Consider the following 17,399-nt stretch of genomic DNA (forward strand, 5'->3'; position numbering starts at 1 on the left):
CGCCGAGATCGGCAGCTGATAAAAAAAAACACCCGCGGCAGGAAAAACCGCAGATGTTTAAGAAGACATCGATTTATTCGAAACTTTTTTCAATACGAAACCAATTAAAACACTGTATGTACAAACGGCTGCAAATAAAAATAACATTGTCATTTTCGGCACCACCTTGAATGAGAATCATTTTCATATTTACATCTTATCATGAGTGAGAATGATTTTCAATCTCTATTTTGCGGTGTTTTCTTCTAGCGCTTTCTCTTCGGCGCGAATCCTCACAGTGAGCATGCAGGCATTGAGAATCGAAAAGAGAAACAGTGTCCAATACGCTCCGTATAACAGCGGCAGAAAAATAAATTCTAAGATGACGACCGCGTAGTTCGGGTGCTTCATCCACCTGTACGGCCCCTTTCTGACAAGCTCCGCATCCGGCACGACAAGGATTTTCGTATTCCAATACCGCCCTAATGATAATAGAGCCCAATACCTGATCCCCTGTACAAATAAAATAATACATATAATGGCGGCCCACCTTGGAGAAAGCGTTTTTTGAAACGCCGCCACCTCAGCTGTAAGAGAGACGAAAAAGAGCACGTGCATCAGGACGAGAAAGGGATAATGTCCTTCTCCGTATTCGACTGCGCCTTGCTTTTTCACCTTTTGCTCATTGCGCCGGGCCACGATCATCTCCGCAATCCGCTGGGCCGCAACCAGCATGATAAACAGCCAAAACATTAAGAAGCCCCCTTTTCCCAGCTGAACAGCAAAAGCTCAGACGAAAATCCCGGCCCGAGAGCGCCGATCAGCCCTTTTTCGTTTTCTTTCTGCCGTCCGTTGAGCAACTGTTCTTTTATCACATGAAAAATAGTTGCGGAAGACATGTTCCCGTGTTTTTGCAGCACCTTCCGAGATGCCGCAAGCTGCCCGGTGCCCATTGAAAGACTCGTTAAATAGGCGTCAATGACCTTTTTCCCGCCTGGATGGGCAAGAAAGGTTTTAATGTCGTGAGTACTGACACCATATTCAAATAAAAATTCATCAACATTGTCCTTCAGCCACTGTGAAACCAGGGTGGGAATGTCTCTTGAAAAAATGACTTGAAAACCGCTGTCGGTGAATTCCCAGCCCATCACATCTTCCGCATCCGGCATCATCACCGATTGAGTGGCGAATATCCGCGGAAGAAGCGGCTGTTTGACGTCGTTTCGGTTCGCCTTTTCTCCTCCCATTAGTACTGCGGCAATCCCGTCCGCAAACAGGGAAGTTCCGATTAAGTTGCTTTTTGACTTGTCGTTCGGCTGAAACGTTAAGCTGCAGAGTTCAGCCGCGATGACAAGCACGTATGCTTCAGGATACGCGCGGCAGTATTCGTACGCCCTGGACAGGCCGGCCGCTCCGCCCGCGCATCCTAAGCCCCAGATCGGTATCCGTTTTGTTTTCGCAGAAAACGGAAGCTGATTCATCACTTTCGCTTCAATGCTGGGTGTCGAAAGCCCGGTGCTGGAAATAAAAAAGATCGCATCCACTTTTTCATATGGAAAGGGATTTGTTAAACAATCCGGGTTTGTTAAACAATCAAGTGCCGCATCCGCACTGTGCTTGACGGTTTCTTCCGTATACAGCCGGTTTTTTTCTGAAAAACCCCGTGCCGTTTTATACCATTCAATCGGCCGGACAAACTGCCTTGATTCAATTTCGCCGTTTTGAAAGGCTTTTAACAGCCGATCAATATCCTTAAATGAATCGGCAAACATCCCTCTCGCAAAATCCGCCGCCGTTTCTTGCGAGACATGATACTTCGGAATGCTCGTTCCGACAGATAACACATATGCCATGCCCATCACCTCTTTACATAAAGGTTTCCGCTTTTTTCCTGAATGTATGCATAAGTTTGAATCGAGGATTTCACTGACATGCCATTTTAATAGGAAATTGGCCCTTTTGAATAAGAAACCGTTCGGCTATACTTGATCCATTCATAAAAAAGGTTGTGATTGGGATGCTGACACCTGTCATTCTTAAAGGGTCACTCGTTCAGTTAGAGCTGCTGACGATTGATCACTCTCAGGCACTTTGCGAAGCAGCTTCAGAAAATAGGACGACTTATGCTTACACCCATGTCCCTGACGGAATCGAAGAAACAAAGCGTTATATTGAGCGTGCGCTTTCCGATTATGAAAAAGGACTTGCATTGCCTTTTGCAGTACGGAGTCTTGAAACAGACCGAATCGTCGGAAGCACGCGGTTTATGGTTGCGGAAGTGTTTACGCGGCCGGCGGACGCAGCTCCGGAAGTGTGTGAGATTGGCAGCACATGGTATGCCTCTGCCGTGCAGCGGACTGGTGTCAATACGGAATGTAAACTTCTGATGCTGACTCATGCGTTTGACGTGTGGCAAGCTGTCAGGGTGACGCTGAAAACCGACGTTCGCAACCAGCGCTCACGGACTGCGATTTTGCGGATCGGAGCCCAATTTGAAGGGATCCGCCGCGCACACATTCCGGCTGTCGACGGCGGTCTCAGAGATACCGCCTACTACTCCATCCTTCGGGAGGAATGGCCTTATATCCGGCAAAACCTTTCTGGCCGGCTCAAAGCATATAACTGAAAAACCTGCCGATATACGGCAGGTTTTTTTACATATTCGGATCATATAGGTATAAATTGAGATCGATCCGTCCGTCTGACGTGACCGCTACCCCCTCAGCTTCAAGAGACAGCTTCTGTACAGAAAACATCTCTTCGTCTCTCAATCCGATTTCGCCCTTTGCATTGATGACCCTGTGCCAAGGAAGACGATGCTTTTTACTCATGGAGTGAAGAATCCTCACAACCTGCCTCGCTCCCCGCGGACTTCCCGCAAGACCGGCAATTTGACCATACGTCATCACTTTTCCTTCAGGTATCTGTTTGATAATGGCTACCGCCCGTTCCGTAAATGTCATGCAACTCCCCATTTCGCAAGAGCAGATGATTTTTGAGAAAATCAGCCACTTCCTGATCTTATATTTATAGATGATAATTGCTTCATCATCATACTTATTTCATCTCTGCGTTTAAATAGATTATCTGTTTGTTCACAAAAAATTAACAAAGATAAGCATGTACTTATTTAACATAATATGTAATAATACAATTGTATTAAAAAAGAAAAGGAGTGTTTACAATGAAAATGAAGAAAGCTTTAGCCGGCTCAGCCCTATCACTCGCTTTACTCTGTTCTGCCGCCCCTGCTTTTGCCGCAGGTCCTGCTGATACACCTTCTGCAGAAAGTAAAACGAAGGAAGTATCTGCTTTGGCGACGTTCATACTTAATGGTTCCGGACCTGATTATCCTACTTCAATTTACCGGAATGGAATCACCTATTATTTAGACAACATCACCTTCCATGGTGCTGATGGCACTTGGACAGCCGTTTACAAAAGCTGATTTTTCATGACGCGGAATGTTTGTTCTAAGCAACAACTAAAAATAATCCGTATGTTACCGTGCCGATAAGAGAATAAATGATTGCTAACATGTACCTAAGAAGTGTCAAAATTGAAAATTGTGACAGATTCTGAATTATCTCTTGCTCTACTTGTATCGGAATCTCCTGCTTTTGCAACTTCTGGAGGATATGAACAATTGGTATCTAAAAGAAGTTTCTTTCTGGAACGGAATCTGGTATGGGAATGATGAGCACTGTTACTAATATGTTGGGGGCTTTGCCCCTTTTTCTAGTTTCACTGCCTTTTATAATTGATCCTACATATAGCACCTAGTTGCGTAATTTCATTTCACCCGATGATCATTATCAGTTGTACTGTTTTCTGCTTTTAGACGCAAAAACACATAATCTAAAATTCTCTCCTGCCATAGGTTTTTTGATCGGATCCTGCAGCACTTTAGTGAATCACATGTCTATCCAAAAGCCGAGCCTCAACTCTTTACGAAGAATCAATCCAGATCCTTCAGAACATTTCTATGGACGCTTGAGTTCCCCAGCTCATGTTAAGGTAACTCTATTCTTGATATATGCTGACGTAAACAAAAGGCCATGGAATGTTTTTCCTCCCCTCTTTAGTTATCAAACCTTCTTTTGGACGAGGGGCGCAGGACATCCCCGATCAGAAAAACACCTAAAATGAATAAAATTAAATGTAAGGGCAATAATTTTTCGTGAGCAAGTACACATAAAACCTCTTACTTGCTCTTTTATTTTTGATAAAACACAATCCAGGGTGATAACATGAGATTTGCTTGGGAAGAATTAATTATAATTGCATTCGGAATGATTTTACTGAGAATTTCAGGGAGAAAATCCATTGCACAAATGACCATTGCACAGACAATGGTCATGATTTCAATCGGTACGATTATCGTTCACCCCATTTTAGAAACCAGTTTATTGAAAACATTAATCGCTGCGTCTATCCTTTTTAGCGCTTTGATTTTAATGGAGTGGTTTCAAGTAAAAGTAAACTGGATTGAATCTTTTTTAACCGGAAAATCTAAATTCGTTATAGAAGACGGCCAACTCAATATAGAAAACTTAAAGAAGCTGAGGCTGACAGCAGATCAACTCGAAATGCGTTTAAGGCTTCTTGGCATTTCAAATATAAACACAATTAAATATGCCACTTTTAGAAGCTAATGGACAATTAGGCTACGAATTAAAAGATGATTGTAAGCCTTTAACCATCAAGATCTTAAAAAAGTGATCGATCCAAAATGTCTTAACAAAGAGCCTCAGCCTCAAAAAGATGATCAAGCCAATCTATTCGAGGAAATCAAAAAACACCAGACTCAGCACAAGCCAAAAAATCTTGAATAATTCGCTGATTAGTAAAGCCTTTTGTTATTCGCCGAATCAGACCGTTAACCGCCGATCAAAACCGGTTTACAAGAAACAAAAAAAGCATCTGAAGCAGATGCCTTTTTCAATCGATATTGCGACGATGAAAAGAGTCGGTAATCCCCGTATTTTCCGACGAGGTCCTTGTATGCGCCTGAATATGCTTTTCAGCCGCCTATCCCCACCGCCGGCCTTAGCCATAATGTCAATCAGTGAGTTTTTATAAAATCATTGATTATTTGATCGGTCGTTAATATTGTGGCGAATTCGTCATGCAATGTAGCCAGAGATATATTGTGAATAGTCTCTGCATCATAATATGTATCATTTTGGTCTCTCATTCCAAAGGCTGCTGTTGCATCTGAAATCAGGTATGTATCAAATCCTAAATTACCGCTCATCCTTGTGGTTGTTGAAACACAGTGCGGCGTAGTCAAGCCAGTGATTACGACAGTTGTTATATCATTTGCTTTTAAAAGCTCTTCTAGATTAGTCCCAATAAAGCTGCTGTTTACTTTCTTGGTTATAATGACTTCTTTATCCATAGGTTTAACGATTTCCTTTATAGCAACCCCCTCATTTTTTGGATAAAATAAAGAACCAGGTTTATCAGAAGTATGTTGTATGTATATGACTGTCCATCCTTTTTCTCTCCATAATTTCAGTATTTTGCTGATATTTTCTTCCGCCTTTACGTTATTTCGTTCTCCCCACTTTTTATTATCAAAGGCTTTTTGTACATCCACAATGATTAAAGCTTTTTTCTTTTCTGCCATCAGATAACTTCCTATATTGAAAATTCGTATTTATAACATTTTAAATAAAGATTTTACTTTTGTACAATTGTTTCAGTGTTAAATTTCATATCGCACCTTCCCCGTTGGAAAAGCATTGAAATATCTAAAGCTAGCACTCACTCAAAAGCTGCAGATCACCAGAGGCCAGCAATATTCAACTCTTTTTCTCTATATACTTATCAATATCCTGAAATAAGCCGCAACAGTGAATGAAAAGATTGCCCCTAACTACATTCACGCTCGCAAAATATTAACAAAAAAACCCTTGGTTATTTTTGTATTGTATGTAATAATACAAATGTATTAAAAAACAAAGGAGTGTTCAAAATGAAATTAAAAAAAGTTTTAACTGGTTCTGCCTTGTCTCTCGCTTTACTCGTTTCCGCTGCCCCTGCTTTTGCATCTAGCCCTGGTAATACAAATAGCGACTCAACTCAAACAAAAATTTCGACACAAGCGACCAAAGATTCTTTTACAATGGATTACCTTCATAGATGGGATATCCCAAATACAACTGTTAAGAATGGTGTTACATATTACCTTAAGAAAGTAGAGATAATCGAAGGGTTCTATCGCGCAACTTTTGAAGGATGGATTAATTAAAAGAAGGGGCTTTCCCTTCTTTTCACTCTCATTTGTAAGGATCCGTGCACAAGATACTCGTTCACGTACATATAGTTCGGGACGGTTTTTCGGCAAAAAAGGCGGATGCCTCATCACTCAATTTATTTCTTTTCAAACAATGAAACTAATAAAAAAAGAGAATGCCTCGCAAAAAGTTCAGCAACTTTCGGAAGCATCCTCGATCTGGATAAAATAAGATGTTATTTTAAAGAAAACGGATCACTAACCCTCTTGAACCCTTGTTACATCAAGGGTTTTTTTCGTTTTAGGAATCATATTATAAATAATATTCAAAAGGACGGCGGTAAAGCTTCCGGCGACGATTCCGTTTGTGGTCAGCAGATTTAAGTAAGACGGCAGGTGCTTAAACATATCGGGAACGACGGTTACACCGAGTCCCAATCCGACCGAACACGCGACGATCAGAAGGTTTTCCTGCTTTTTAAAGTCAATTTGACTGAGCATTTTAATGCCGTAGGAAATGACCATGCCGAACATGGCCACCATCGCGCCTCCCAGTACCGAAGACGGGATGATGGTCGTGAAGGCTGCGATTTTCGGAAAAAGGCCGAAGAGCATTAAAAGTGCGCCCGTGACACCGATAACCGCGTTTTTCTTAATTCCTGTCAGCTGCACGAGGCCAACGTTTTGGGAATAGGCCGTATACGGAAAAGCATTGAAAATGCCGCTGATGAATACCGCCAGGCCTTCCGCGCGGTAGCCTTTTGCTAAATCACGTTCAGACAGGCGCCGGTTTGTCAGGTCACCGAGAGCGAAATAGACGCCTGTTGACTCAACAAGGCTGACAATGGCAACGATGGACATCGTGATAATCGGTGCCGCATGAAATGTCGGCGTCCCGAAGTAAAACGGTTTAATCATTTGAATGGCATCAGCATTCGCCACATTGTCAAATTGCACTTTTCCCATAAAATATGCGATGGCCGTCCCGATGACAATGCCGATTAAAATCGAAATGGATTTCAAAAATCCTTTTGTAAACCGATAAAGCAGCACGATGATGACGAGCACCGTAAATCCGAGGGCAAGGTTAGCCGGATCACCGAAATCCTCGCTGCCTTCCCCGCCGGCAATATGATTCATCGCGACCGGCATTAAGGTCATCCCGATAATCGTTACGACAGATCCGGTTACGACAGGCGGGAAAAACGATACGAGCTTGCCAAAGAAAAACGACAGCAGAATGACAAGCAGACCCGATGCCAAAATGCTTCCGTAAATGGATGAAATTCCGTATTCCTTACCGATCGAAATAATCGGGGCTACCGCGGTGAACGTACAGCCGAGCACAACAGGCAAGCCGATGCCGAAAAATTTATTCCTCCATACTTGAAGCAGCGTAGCCGCCCCGCACATAAAAATGTCAATTGATACGAGATATGTCAGCTGTTCTGCGTTCAGTCCCAATGCCGCTCCTACAATTAAAGGAACAACGACGGCGCCGGCATACATGGCAAGCACGTGCTGGATACCGAGGGAAAGTGTTTTGGCATAGCCGTTTTTCATGAACGGACCTCCTGTACAAATGTCACTTTTCCATCTTCAAGCGATTGAATTCTCGCCAGTGATTCGACCCGGCATCCTTTTTTCACCAGCTCATCTCTTCCCGGCTGAAATGACTTTTCAATGACGATTCCGATCCCGCAAACCGCTGCGCCTGCTTGTTTTACGATGGATAAAAGTCCTTCTGCCGCCTGTCCGTTCGCTAAAAAGTCGTCAATGATTAACACGCGGTCATCCTTCGACAGATGATTTCCGGAGATTGCAATCTGACTTTCTGTTTTTTTCGTGAAAGAATAGACGGATGCCGTCAGCAGATCATCCGTTAATGTGAGAGACTTCCTTTTTCTCGCAAAGATGACGGGAACGCCGAGTTCAAGGCCGGCCATCACCGCAGGGGCAATGCCCGAAGATTCAATTGTGACGATTTTGGTTATCTCGTCTTTTTCAAAACGGCGCGCAAATTCCCGGCCGATCTGCTGCATGAGAACCGGATCAATTTGATGGTTTAAAAAAGAATCCACTTTCAGCACTTGATCAGAAAGAACAATTCCGTCTTCTGCTATTTTTCGTTTTAATGCTTCCACAATGATTACCCCCGCTTATAAAAAATAAAAAAAGCATTGCCCGCTCTCCAAAAAAAGAGCAAGCAATGCCGAATGATCTACACGCAACGGCCGAATAAAGCCGTTCCATTGCTCACTCATAGTCGGACATTTACGGTGACCGGTAGAAACTTGCGTGCCATATCCACGCGATTATATGAGTGTTCGTATGATATTAATCAAATTATAACAAGATACACTTCTTTTGCATAGTGAAATTTGAATATTTCCGAACTTTTACAAAGAATTGGTTTTCGATTATTCGTGTTTTTAGAATTTTTAGAAAAACACCCGGTGTATACCGGGCGTTTCGTTTATAAATATAAATTTGAATATTTGCCGACGAGATACTCAATGAGATATTGAACGTTCAGCTCTTCTCCCGTTGCATCTTTTATGATGTCAAGCGGCATTTTGCGTCTTCCGTGCTGATGAACCTTTTCTGTCAGCCATTGTTTGATCGGCTCAAAATCGCCCCGTTCTATTAATTGGTCAAATTCAGGCAGATCGTCAAGCATGGTATGCTTCAGCTGTGCCGCATACATATATCCGAGCGCATAGGAAGGGAAATAGCCGAAATCGCCGCCCGCCCAATGTACGTCCTGCAAAATGCCTTTTGCGTCAGATGGCGGCGTAATGCCTAAATAATCATGATATTTTTGATTCCACAATGCAGGCAGTTCTTCCACTGTCACTTCATTGCTGAAAATCGCTTTTTCAATTTCATAACGGATAATAATATGAAGCGGATATGTCAGCTCATCGGCTTCAATTCGGATAAATGTCGGTTTCGCCTCATTTACGGCGCGTACAAAGTCCTCTCTTTTCACATCTTGAAATTGATCAGGCGAAGCCTCAACCATTTTTTCATAATAGGCGGTCCAGAAATGTTGATTTCTGGCGATAAAGTTTTCATAAAATAACGATTGGGATTCATGAATTCCCATGGATGCACCGTCAGATAAGTTCGTTCCGCTCAACGCTTCGTCAATATTCTGCTCGTAGATCGCATGCCCGCATTCATGAATCGTTCCGAAAATCGCCGTGCGGAAATCGTTTTCGTCATATCTGGTCGTTACCCGCACATCGCCCCGGTTGATTGTCGTCGCAAACGGATGCACCGTCTCGTCCAGGCGGCCGCCGTCAAAATCATACCCGAACTCTTTTAAGAAATACAAGGAGAGGGCTCTTTGTTGTTCTTTCGAAAACGTTTTCGTTATAAAGGAAGTGTCCGGTTTATTGCCGGATTCCGTCACTTTTTTGATAAGCGGAATAATCGCTTCCTTCAATTCAGAAAACAGCTGATCCAGCACCTTTACCGTAACACCCGGTTCGAAAATATCGAGCAATGCGTTGTATGGATGATCTTCATAGCCCCAATACGAAATAAACCGCTTATTAAAATCAATCAGCTTCTCAAGGTACGGAGCAAACATAGAAAAATCAGAGGCAGCCTTTGCATCCTCCCAAGCCGTTTCAGCTTTCGATGTTAAAATGACATATTCTTTATACTCATCTTCAGGAATTTTTTTATTATGATCATAATCTTTTTTCGCAAGTTCCGCCGCTTTCACTGTATCTTCAGAGAGCTCTTCTGCATGCGCGAGAAGGATGTCGATCAGCTCTTTCATCCGGTCGGATGTCTGGATTTGAAAAACGTCAGCCGACAGCTGTCCGATGCTTTCCGCCCGGTCATCAGAGCCTTTTTTTGGGGCTCCCGTTCTTAAGTCCCAATGCATAAGTGCAATGGCTTCGACATAGTGGGATACTCTTTTTAACAGATCAAAAAACTCTTTTTCATATGTATGTAAATCCATATCCGTTCCCCTCCCTTTTCACTATCAATTACAGGCTAATGGAACGCCGTGATAAAGTCAACTTCCCGGATTTAAAAAAGCCGCAGGATAAGAATCCTGCAGCTTTTGTTTTTATACGATTTTCGGTGTAACAGGCAAGATCTTTTTGACTTCGGCCAAGACCCGTTCACTTTCTCCGCCCGCATAAATGGATATGGTTCCGCTGTCCTGATTAGAACGGATGAGGCGGCCGATTCCCTGCCGGACTCTCAAGAGCATGTACGGCAGATCAACTTCCTCAAACGGATCTTTTTTCGCTCCGTTCCGCTTTGCGGTAAACACGGGATCATGAGGCGGATACGGCAACGCCCAAATGGTCACATTCCGGAGCGAGTCACCGGGAATGTCAAGACCTTCCCATAAGTGGACGGAACAAAGCACGGATTCTTCATCCCGCTGGAATTTTTCGACCAGACTGGAGATCTCTTCGTCACCTTCGTAGTATATCGGATACGGCAGCTCCCACGCGGCAGCCTGTTCTTTAAATTCCTTCATGTCTTCAAAGGAAGGGAAAAGAACGAGGGTGCGTCCTTCATTCTTCTTAATGGTTTCAATCGTTTCGGCTGTTTTCTGCTCAGACGTCATGTCACCGTGAAGCGCAACAGACATTTGCTCCTCATAATCGTACGGAGATTCAACGGTGAATGATAAAGGATCATGGATTCCGAGGCTGTCAGCGATATAATCAAATGAACCGCCCTCAGAAAGAGTGGCCGATGAGAAGATATAAGGAATCTTTTTAGAAAAGACCTTTTCTCCCAAAACTTCGGCTACAGTTCTCGGCATAACGACAAACGTTGAGTCTGTATCCCGCGTTTCAAGCCAGCTGATGGCATCCTTTTGATACAGCGACAGCGAATATGCCATTTGTTCGACGTATTCTTCTACGACTGACAGCTCGTACTTATCGATCGTATACATTTCCGATTCAAATACGAGCGCCTCGCCGATTTTATCGAGCAGACGGCACAGTTCGTCAGCCGCACGCTTAACACGCTGATCGTTTTGGATGTCCAATCGGTGAGAGCCGGCGATTTCCTTCGATTCCTCTGACAGCACATAGAAAAACTCATCGTTTGCGGCAAGGGCATCTTCAATCAGTTCGGCGAATTCCTCTCTGATATCATTTTGAAGCAGACGCTCTAAAAACAGCTCAAGCGTCGACTGCTTCACACGATACGTTAACGCTTTTTGCGCGGCGAATTCCAGCAGATGTCCTTCATCAAACACGACGGCGCTGTGGTCCGGCAAAAGCGGCAGCTGTCCTTCCCTTTTGCGTGATTCTTCCGTCCATACATGCTCCATGTAGAAATCATGGGAGCAAACAATCAGATCTGTTGATTTTCTGTAATGATCTCTCGAAAGTGTTAAACCGCATCTATGTCTCATATCACAAGTTAAACAATCTTGGAAGGAATCATAGCTGACGCCTGCCCACTCTTCATTTGTCAAATCAGCGTACTGTTTGCGGTCGCCGTACGGATAAAAGCGCTGCATCGCTTGTGATTCGTGTACGAATGAAGGCAGCGACTCATAAAGATCCAGCCACTTTTCATCATCAGAACGCTGCATCGTTTTCTCAAGCTTTTTCAGACACAGATACTGCTCATGGGATTTGGACAGCCGTGTATCAATCTGCAGATCCAAATGTTCTGTCAGCTTGGAAATGTCGCCTTCTTTTTTGACAAGCTGTTCAATTAACGTTTCATCGGCGCATGCGATAATGGCCGGTTTACCCGTATATCTGGCATAGCTGATGGCAAACAGCAGATACACCAGCGTTTTCCCCGTACCGACTCCTGCCTCAGCGAACATGACCTTTTTCTCTTTAAATGCCCGTTCAAGCTGAAACGCCATAAATACCTGCTCATCCCGAAGGTCAAAGCCTTTCTCGGGAAGGATATCGTAAAACACGTCACCAATCCAATTGTTCAATTCTTCGTAAAAATTCTTTTCTTTTGTTAAAGCAAAAGGCAAACGTGATGTTGTCACCCAACTCCAACCCCTAACTATTCGGCATTCAGACCATCTATAATATCATTTAACCCTTTTCAATACAACAAAAAAACTTGGCCTCGCCAAGTTTTTGCCATTATCATTTCCGGTTAATGATATGTGTACATAGGAACGGATGGTCTGTTGAATGTGTATGTTTTACCGCATTTTCAAGTTCTTCCTGTGCGTGTGTCATTTCGGAAGGACCGAACTCCACTCCGGCTTCCTCCAGCCGGAAAGCAGTTGCGTCTAACGCCTTTTGTATTTTACTGAAGTGCTCGCTGTTCAGCATAAAATAGATCACCTCTCAAATAGAAATAATCATCATTCTATGCCGATGCTTCACTTTCTATACATGCCATTCTGAATGATCCGCACCTGACCTGCACAAACTACAACAGATATTCGATCGAATATCCATCTGCACAAAATTATTCTATCCGGGAGTGATGGTTACATGAGTTATAAAGATCGATTAGATCAGCATTCTGAATTGTTTCATCACAATTGGACGCGGCCGAAACGCTCTAAATCGCAAGTGAACGGCCACACCGAAATGTCCCAGACCAACATTATTTTACGGAGCAACGCAAAAGCGCACCGCTGGTAATGGCAGAATAAAACGTAAAGATGCCGGAGAAGACGCTGTTTCAGGCGTCTTCTCTTTGTTGCGGCTTTTTCCGCTGCGGCCGCACTTTAGCCCAGTACTGATAATAATCCGTTTTGATAAAACCGTTAAAGAGCTTCCGTTTTTTGGTTGCTTTTCTTCCGTAGACCTCTTCAAATTGTTCATTTGACGTTAACATGTAGACAGACCATGTATCAAGAGATTCAAATGCCCGGCCCATTTCTTTATACATCTGCTCGACTTCCCTTTTTTCGCCGAGCCGTTCGCCGTACGGAGGGTTTCCGACGATTACGCCGTATTCGAGCTTCGTCGTAAAATCCTGCACCCGCATTTGCTTGCATTCGATCAAGTCACCAAGTCCCGCTTCTTCTGCGTTTTCTTTGGCGATGTTTACCATCCGGTGATCTACGTCACTGGCAAAGATCTGCAGCGGCTGATCATAGTTCGCCTTTTCTTCCACTTCAAGACGCGCCTTGTCCCACAGTTCTTTTCCGATCCATTCCCAGTCTTCTGAAACAAAATCACGGTTAAAACCGGGAGCAATGTTTTGCCCGATTAAAGCGGCTTCGATGGCGATCGTGCCGGAACCGCAGAACGGATCAACGAACGGACGGTCAGGCGTCCAGTTGGTTAACTGAATTAACGCGGCAGCGAGCGTCTCTTTAATCGGAGCTCCTCCCTGATCAACCCTGTATCCTCTTTTGTGAAGGCCTGTTCCTGATGAATCCAGTGTAAGTACGGCTTTATCTTTTAAAAGGGAAATCTCCACCTTATACTCGGGGCCCGTTTCTTCAATCCATTCATTTTGTTTTCCTGATTGCAGTTTCAGCTTTTCCGCTATCGCCTTTTTGACGATCCGCTGGCAGTCAGGCACACTGGCAAGCACTGATTTCACGGACTTTCCGATAACGGGGAACTTTGCGTTTTCCGGAATGTACGCGCGCCAGTCAATCGCTTTTGTTTTTTCAAACAGCTCATCAAACGTTTTCGCCTGAAACTCGGCGACCTGTACTTTGATGCGGTCAGCCGTCCGCAGCCATAAGTTAGCGCGGCAGATCGCAAGCGCATCTCCTTCAAAAATGACTTTTCCGTTGTCTACTTTGCATTCATAACCTAAATCACGCACTTCTTTGGCGACGATCGCTTCAATTCCCATCGGCGCTGTCGCTATTAGTGTGTACTTCTTCATCGTATCACCCTGTCTCTTTTAAGCTTTCGTTTCATTCAAGATAAAAGCTCCCCTTTTAAGGAGAGCTCTAATTTGTCATATCAATAATGTTTAACGCTCTGTAAGCCATGTTTTGTTCCGTCGTACTGCAATCGGCTCATCACCTCGTACTCAGGCGGCAATCATCTATCTACAGAAAGCATTCTGTCCTTCTATCTGTTCAATTCCTTCAAGAAGGTTCCCCTACCAAAATTTGGGTTTCTCGCTCGAGGGGTTTACCGCGTTCCACTCTCACCATTTCTGATGAGACTTCGTCACTGTGGCACTTTCAAGGATACTCAGCCATATCCGGAGACGTAGGCTTTTTTCCTGCCGTCAGCCTATCAAGGCTGCCCTAGCTTATTTCTTCGCTAGGCACGAACACTACGGGCATCTCAGCACCGTGCGAGCATGGACTTTCCTCTACAGATTCAAAGATCTGCAGCGATTACCCGAACGTTAAGAACACTTGTTCATTATAAAGCAACTTGTCTCATTTGACAAGTGCATCTGCCCTATTCGTCATAAAGTTTGCTTCCGAATACATGTTTCTCAAGGTTGGACAGCCTTTTCAGAATGTCAAAGTTGGTCGTATTGGACTGCACCGGCTGTTTTTTGCTTGCTTCTTCAAGCTGTTTTTTCAGCTGCAGATTTTCTTGCTGCAGTTCTTCAATTTCTTGATGAAAGGTTTCATAATCCTTAATAATCATATCTAAAAATTTGTCAACGTCTTCTTGTCTGTAACCTCTAACGCCTGTTTTAAATTCTTTTTCCAAAATGTCTTTCGCAGAAAGCTTTACTTTATCAGCAAGCATCTTTTTCACCTCATATCGTGAATCATCATGTTATATTTTATTCAGAAACACGTCCCGTTGTCAAATATTCTCTGACGTGTTATGTAAAGAAATCTTCTTCTTCAACGGCGGCACGGAGATCATCCATCGTGATCGAATAAATCGGATATCCGTCTGTTTCACGGCGTTTTTCTGCCTGCTGCAGCATATATTTCGGCGATCCTTCCATTTCAGGATCATATAAAAGCAAAAGCGCATCTGACTTTTCAATAAAGAACGCGTTTTTCTGCCGGAATTGGAGCGGACTTTCGTACGGCCGATGCGTCAGGCTCTCCTCATAATCTGCCTGAGCAAGCACCGCTTCATACATTTCTTTATTCGGTTCCTTCCACTTTTCTTCTTGGCCGTAGAAAGGCGTGATAACGGCAACCTTTAATTCCGGATACTCTTCTCTGAGATCGTATGCCGTTTCAGCCGCCCAAAGCTCAGTCCCCAGCTGTCCGGATATGAGAATCCATTCCAAGCCTTCGTCAATAAAGCTTCTGAGTCTGGTTTCTATCGCCTTTTTTATATAAACAAGCGCCCGGTCATCCTGTTTAAAAATTCCGAGTTCAAACGGCTTGTATCCTGTTACGGCTAATACTTTCAATTGATCACCTGCTTAAAAAATGGGGCTCCCCATCGGGCCCCATTTTGATTTGCTGATATCCTAACCGATCTTGCTTAAGCGTTCAATACTAATGATCGCAGCAAGGGCTTCCGCACTGAAAATGCTGGTGAGTTGTCGGGTCAACATTTGAAAAAGTGTGCGGATAGTAATGAACGTGCTCAAAGTTGTGGTGATTTACGTTAGTTGTATGTTGCGGATGAATATGCGGCACAACCGTGTTAGAAAAACAATGGTGTTCACAGCAATGAGTCGGATGGACAATCGGCGGCATCACGTTTGGTCTGCAACAATGATGATGAAACATGCTAAATCCCCTCTCCATTAACTTTTATTACACTGTTAGGTTATGAAGAAAAGAGGGTGCATGTTCTAATTCAATCACCCAATTTAAAAGTGCGTCAGCAAGCTGTCTTTAAAATTCGAAAATACAAACGCAATCAAAAAAACCACGACAAAGAACAAGTAAAAAACACCTTTATACATACCAACTCTCCCCTATAAATAACTAACGCTATTTTACAAGATGCGGCACCATTCTACAACAAAATCGATGCGGATTCAGAAAAAAATATTTTTGGCGAAACAGCTCGGCTTTTGCGCTTTCCCGGGCAATATTTCAAGAAGAATATTTCCTCTTAAGCCGGGCAATTCTCACATGGAGCTTCTCGGCTTCTTTTTCCGATATTTCCCCGTCTTCTGCCGCCTGCTGCGCGGCCTGCAGAGCTTTTTTGTAATCTTTTGCGTGATGCTCAAAATAGATCGCCAGCTCTACCGCTGATTGGTGTCTGCATATGTGAAGAGCAGAACCCGTCAGTTTCTCCCAAAGGGGCACGGCGTCTTGCCTGCGGTTTTGTTTTTTATAAAGCATTGCTAAGTCAAAAAGGGCCCGATCTGAATCTTCAAAGGCTTTGCCTTGCAGCGCTTCCAGCTGTGATACGGCCCGATCGGTTTCTTTATGAGCGATAAACCATTTCGCCATGGCGTATGCTTCCTGACGTTCTGACGTCTGATCAGAAGATGCAAAGATCTTTTTTGACATATGGATGTAAAGAGCGATGAGGGAAAGCACATCTTGTTCATTATGCGAGAGCACTCCCTTTAAAAGAGCCGGATCCTCCGCCTTTAAAAATTGAAAATACAGCATCGGCGCCAAATAACCAGGGGTGTCTTCGTCCCTTTTAAAAGCAAGCTCTTCATTTTCAACCGCCGAAAGCGATACACGCTCTAATTTATGTTTCCAAAGCCGTCTCGCCCCGTGCAGAAGATCAAAGTGACCGAAGTCAGGAAGTTTCGGAAGCCTGTCCCGGAGCAATGTATGCCTAGTTTTTACCTGCGGCCAGTCAAAGGCTTTTCCGTTATACGTAACAAGAGACGTAATGTCAACCTCACTTAAAAAGCTTTTGTAAAGAGCCGTCTCGTTTCCCGGTTTAGGAAGCAGATGCTGTTTAACCGCGACACGGTCTTCATACACTCTTGCATGACCGAGCAAAAAGATCATATTGCCGGCCCCGCCGCCGAGGCCGGTCGTTTCAGTATCAAAGAAGAACAGCTGGCTTTTTTCGTATCCTTCTGCTGATAAAGTATGTGTCAATCCGCCTTTATTCCATAATGCCATGACGTCATCAAGTTCACTGAAGCTGTACCGTCCGTGGCGGTGCGAAAGCGGATAGACGGTTTCGCGGATAAGACAGTATTCATCCTCAAAAAAGAAAGGCTTCACTCCGAATGCCTCCCATTCTTCTCTAAATGGGACTTGAATATCCGGGACCGAAAGTTGTGAAGATGCCGGCTTTTTTTCAGCTTCCGGCACATTCAGGTGGTTTTTCATCCGCTTTAATTTATTTTTCAAGGACATCTTTCGTCCCCC

General features: G+C 43.8%; 19 protein-coding genes, 1 other RNA gene, 2 pseudogenes and 1 riboswitch. Of the genes and pseudogenes, 5 read left to right on the forward strand and 17 right to left on the reverse strand.

Annotated features, from left to right (window positions below):
* Positions 1-57: 57 nt before the first annotated feature.
* The 3 genes from fbpC to BR62_RS0105610 form a co-directional block, all read right to left on the reverse strand.
* The gene (gene fbpC, locus BR62_RS19505; protein ID WP_025284905.1) at positions 58-153 is read right to left on the reverse strand and encodes a Fur-regulated basic protein FbpC; all 96 of its coding nucleotides are present in this window, start codon (positions 151-153) and stop codon (positions 58-60) included.
* Between the two features lie 72 nt (positions 154-225).
* Positions 226-732: an isoprenylcysteine carboxyl methyltransferase family protein gene (locus tag BR62_RS0105605; protein ID WP_032866277.1), complete on the reverse strand. Its 507-nt coding sequence runs from the start codon at positions 730-732 to the stop codon at positions 226-228.
* Positions 732-1,832, reverse strand: a complete 1,101-nt coding sequence (locus BR62_RS0105610) for a type III polyketide synthase (protein WP_032866278.1) — start codon at positions 1,830-1,832, stop codon at positions 732-734. The genes BR62_RS0105605 and BR62_RS0105610 overlap by 1 nt, the downstream gene beginning before the upstream one ends.
* Before the next feature lie 164 nt (positions 1,833-1,996).
* On the opposite strand from BR62_RS0105610, the gene BR62_RS0105615 reads away from it, so the two are divergent.
* Entirely contained in the window at positions 1,997-2,605 is a 609-nt protein-coding gene (locus BR62_RS0105615; protein WP_032866279.1) for a GNAT family N-acetyltransferase, read from the forward strand.
* A 28-nt stretch (positions 2,606-2,633) separates the two neighbouring features.
* On the opposite strand, the gene BR62_RS0105620 is transcribed toward BR62_RS0105615, so the two are convergent.
* Positions 2,634-2,942: an MGMT family protein gene (locus tag BR62_RS0105620; RefSeq protein WP_032866281.1), complete on the reverse strand. Its 309-nt coding sequence runs from the start codon at positions 2,940-2,942 to the stop codon at positions 2,634-2,636.
* A gap of 221 nt (positions 2,943-3,163) precedes the next feature.
* Between BR62_RS0105620 and BR62_RS0105625 the strand changes: the two genes are divergently transcribed.
* Complete coding sequence (locus BR62_RS0105625) at positions 3,164-3,427, forward strand: hypothetical protein (protein WP_032866282.1); 264 nt, start codon at positions 3,164-3,166, stop codon at positions 3,425-3,427.
* A gap of 802 nt (positions 3,428-4,229) precedes the next feature.
* Positions 4,230-4,814, forward strand: a pseudogene (locus tag BR62_RS0105630) (DUF421 domain-containing protein).
* A gap of 230 nt (positions 4,815-5,044) precedes the next feature.
* On the opposite strand, the gene BR62_RS0105635 reads toward BR62_RS0105630, so the two are convergent.
* Entirely contained in the window at positions 5,045-5,611 is a 567-nt protein-coding gene (locus BR62_RS0105635) for a cysteine hydrolase family protein (RefSeq protein WP_032866283.1), read from the reverse strand.
* A gap of 348 nt (positions 5,612-5,959) precedes the next feature.
* Here BR62_RS0105635 and BR62_RS0105640 point away from each other — a divergent pair, with 348 nt between their 5' ends.
* Positions 5,960-6,235, forward strand: a complete 276-nt coding sequence (locus BR62_RS0105640; RefSeq protein ID WP_007409505.1) for a hypothetical protein — start codon at positions 5,960-5,962, stop codon at positions 6,233-6,235.
* A gap of 243 nt (positions 6,236-6,478) precedes the next feature.
* Here the strand turns inward: BR62_RS0105640 and pbuX are convergent, their stop codons facing one another.
* The 5 genes from pbuX to BR62_RS0105665 all read right to left on the reverse strand — a co-directional run bounded on the left by pbuX (position 6,479) and on the right by BR62_RS0105665 (position 12,525).
* Positions 6,479-7,783 carry a xanthine permease PbuX gene (gene pbuX, locus BR62_RS0105645; RefSeq protein WP_032870031.1) on the reverse strand — a complete coding sequence of 435 codons (1,305 nt, stop codon included), beginning with the start codon at positions 7,781-7,783 and terminating at the stop codon, positions 6,479-6,481.
* Positions 7,780-8,364 carry a xanthine phosphoribosyltransferase gene (xpt, locus tag BR62_RS0105650; protein ID WP_012117825.1) on the reverse strand — a complete coding sequence of 195 codons (585 nt, stop codon included), beginning with the start codon at positions 8,362-8,364 and terminating at the stop codon, positions 7,780-7,782. Before xpt ends, pbuX begins: the two co-directional genes overlap by 4 nt.
* A gap of 99 nt (positions 8,365-8,463) precedes the next feature.
* A riboswitch (purine riboswitch) is annotated at positions 8,464-8,563 on the reverse strand.
* A gap of 133 nt (positions 8,564-8,696) precedes the next feature.
* Positions 8,697-10,199: a carboxypeptidase M32 gene (locus BR62_RS0105655; protein WP_007409502.1), complete on the reverse strand. Its 1,503-nt coding sequence runs from the start codon at positions 10,197-10,199 to the stop codon at positions 8,697-8,699.
* Positions 10,200-10,310: 111 nt separating this feature from the next.
* Positions 10,311-12,230, reverse strand: a complete 1,920-nt coding sequence (locus BR62_RS0105660) for an ATP-dependent DNA helicase (protein ID WP_025284911.1) — start codon at positions 12,228-12,230, stop codon at positions 10,311-10,313.
* Between the two features lie 103 nt (positions 12,231-12,333).
* Positions 12,334-12,525, reverse strand: coding sequence for a hypothetical protein (locus BR62_RS0105665; protein WP_032870034.1), 192 nt, complete (start codon positions 12,523-12,525; stop codon positions 12,334-12,336).
* Between the two features lie 165 nt (positions 12,526-12,690).
* Here BR62_RS0105665 and BR62_RS19055 point away from each other — a divergent pair, with 165 nt between their 5' ends.
* Positions 12,691-12,843, forward strand: coding sequence for a YpzG family protein (locus tag BR62_RS19055; RefSeq protein ID WP_003153548.1), 153 nt, complete (start codon positions 12,691-12,693; stop codon positions 12,841-12,843).
* Between the two features lie 40 nt (positions 12,844-12,883).
* Here the strand turns inward: BR62_RS19055 and BR62_RS0105670 are convergent, their stop codons facing one another.
* From BR62_RS0105670 to BR62_RS0105685, 7 genes and pseudogenes are all read right to left on the reverse strand, one after another.
* Positions 12,884-14,050 carry a THUMP domain-containing class I SAM-dependent RNA methyltransferase gene (locus BR62_RS0105670; RefSeq protein ID WP_015417697.1) on the reverse strand — a complete coding sequence of 389 codons (1,167 nt, stop codon included), beginning with the start codon at positions 14,048-14,050 and terminating at the stop codon, positions 12,884-12,886.
* 96 nt (positions 14,051-14,146) lie between these two features.
* Positions 14,147-14,528: RNase P RNA component class B (rnpB, locus tag BR62_RS19060), an RNA gene on the reverse strand.
* Positions 14,529-14,583: 55 nt separating this feature from the next.
* Entirely contained in the window at positions 14,584-14,883 is a 300-nt protein-coding gene (gene gpsB / locus BR62_RS0105675) for a cell division regulator GpsB (protein ID WP_003153541.1), read from the reverse strand.
* A gap of 79 nt (positions 14,884-14,962) precedes the next feature.
* On the reverse strand, positions 14,963-15,511 hold the full coding sequence (locus tag BR62_RS0105680) for an SLOG family protein (protein ID WP_007409499.1): 549 nt from the start codon (positions 15,509-15,511) through the stop codon (positions 14,963-14,965).
* Between the two features lie 88 nt (positions 15,512-15,599).
* Positions 15,600-15,836 carry a spore coat protein CotD gene (gene cotD, locus BR62_RS19065; protein ID WP_003153539.1) on the reverse strand — a complete coding sequence of 79 codons (237 nt, stop codon included), beginning with the start codon at positions 15,834-15,836 and terminating at the stop codon, positions 15,600-15,602.
* Between the two features lie 83 nt (positions 15,837-15,919).
* Positions 15,920-16,027 (reverse strand): annotated as a pseudogene (locus tag BR62_RS19510) (hypothetical protein); the annotation flags it as partial.
* Positions 16,028-16,148: 121 nt separating this feature from the next.
* Positions 16,149-17,387, reverse strand: a complete 1,239-nt coding sequence (locus BR62_RS0105685) for a ribonuclease H-like domain-containing protein (protein WP_032870036.1) — start codon at positions 17,385-17,387, stop codon at positions 16,149-16,151.
* Between the last annotated feature and the right edge of the window lie 12 nt (positions 17,388-17,399).

Source organism: Bacillus sp. UNC69MF (assembly GCF_000746035.1).
Lineage (GTDB): Bacteria > Bacillota > Bacilli > Bacillales > Bacillaceae > Bacillus > Bacillus velezensis.

Bases quoted from the DNA above. Each gene is read 5' to 3' on its own strand.
- fbpC (WP_025284905.1), bottom strand. From the start codon at position 153: ATGACAATGTTATTTTTATTTGCAGCCGTTTGTACATACAGTGTTTTA.
- BR62_RS0105605 (WP_032866277.1), bottom strand. From the start codon at position 732: ATGTTTTGGCTGTTTATCATGCTGGTTGCGGCCCAGCGGATTGCGGAG.
- BR62_RS0105610 (WP_032866278.1), bottom strand. From the start codon at position 1,832: ATGGCATATGTGTTATCTGTCGGAACGAGCATTCCGAAGTATCATGTC.
- BR62_RS0105615 (WP_032866279.1), top strand. From the start codon at position 1,997: ATGCTGACACCTGTCATTCTTAAAGGGTCACTCGTTCAGTTAGAGCTG.
- BR62_RS0105620 (WP_032866281.1), bottom strand. From the start codon at position 2,942: ATGACATTTACGGAACGGGCGGTAGCCATTATCAAACAGATACCTGAA.
- BR62_RS0105625 (WP_032866282.1), top strand. From the start codon at position 3,164: ATGAAAATGAAGAAAGCTTTAGCCGGCTCAGCCCTATCACTCGCTTTA.
- BR62_RS0105635 (WP_032866283.1), bottom strand. From the start codon at position 5,611: ATGGCAGAAAAGAAAAAAGCTTTAATCATTGTGGATGTACAAAAAGCC.
- BR62_RS0105640 (WP_007409505.1), top strand. From the start codon at position 5,960: ATGAAATTAAAAAAAGTTTTAACTGGTTCTGCCTTGTCTCTCGCTTTA.
- pbuX (WP_032870031.1), bottom strand. From the start codon at position 7,783: ATGAAAAACGGCTATGCCAAAACACTTTCCCTCGGTATCCAGCACGTG.
- BR62_RS0105655 (WP_007409502.1), bottom strand. From the start codon at position 10,199: ATGGATTTACATACATATGAAAAAGAGTTTTTTGATCTGTTAAAAAGA.
- BR62_RS0105665 (WP_032870034.1), bottom strand. From the start codon at position 12,525: ATGCTGAACAGCGAGCACTTCAGTAAAATACAAAAGGCGTTAGACGCA.
- BR62_RS19055 (WP_003153548.1), top strand. From the start codon at position 12,691: ATGAGTTATAAAGATCGATTAGATCAGCATTCTGAATTGTTTCATCAC.
- BR62_RS0105670 (WP_015417697.1), bottom strand. From the start codon at position 14,050: ATGAAGAAGTACACACTAATAGCGACAGCGCCGATGGGAATTGAAGCG.
- gpsB (WP_003153541.1), bottom strand. From the start codon at position 14,883: ATGCTTGCTGATAAAGTAAAGCTTTCTGCGAAAGACATTTTGGAAAAA.
- cotD (WP_003153539.1), bottom strand. From the start codon at position 15,836: ATGTTTCATCATCATTGTTGCAGACCAAACGTGATGCCGCCGATTGTC.
- BR62_RS0105685 (WP_032870036.1), bottom strand. From the start codon at position 17,387: ATGTCCTTGAAAAATAAATTAAAGCGGATGAAAAACCACCTGAATGTG.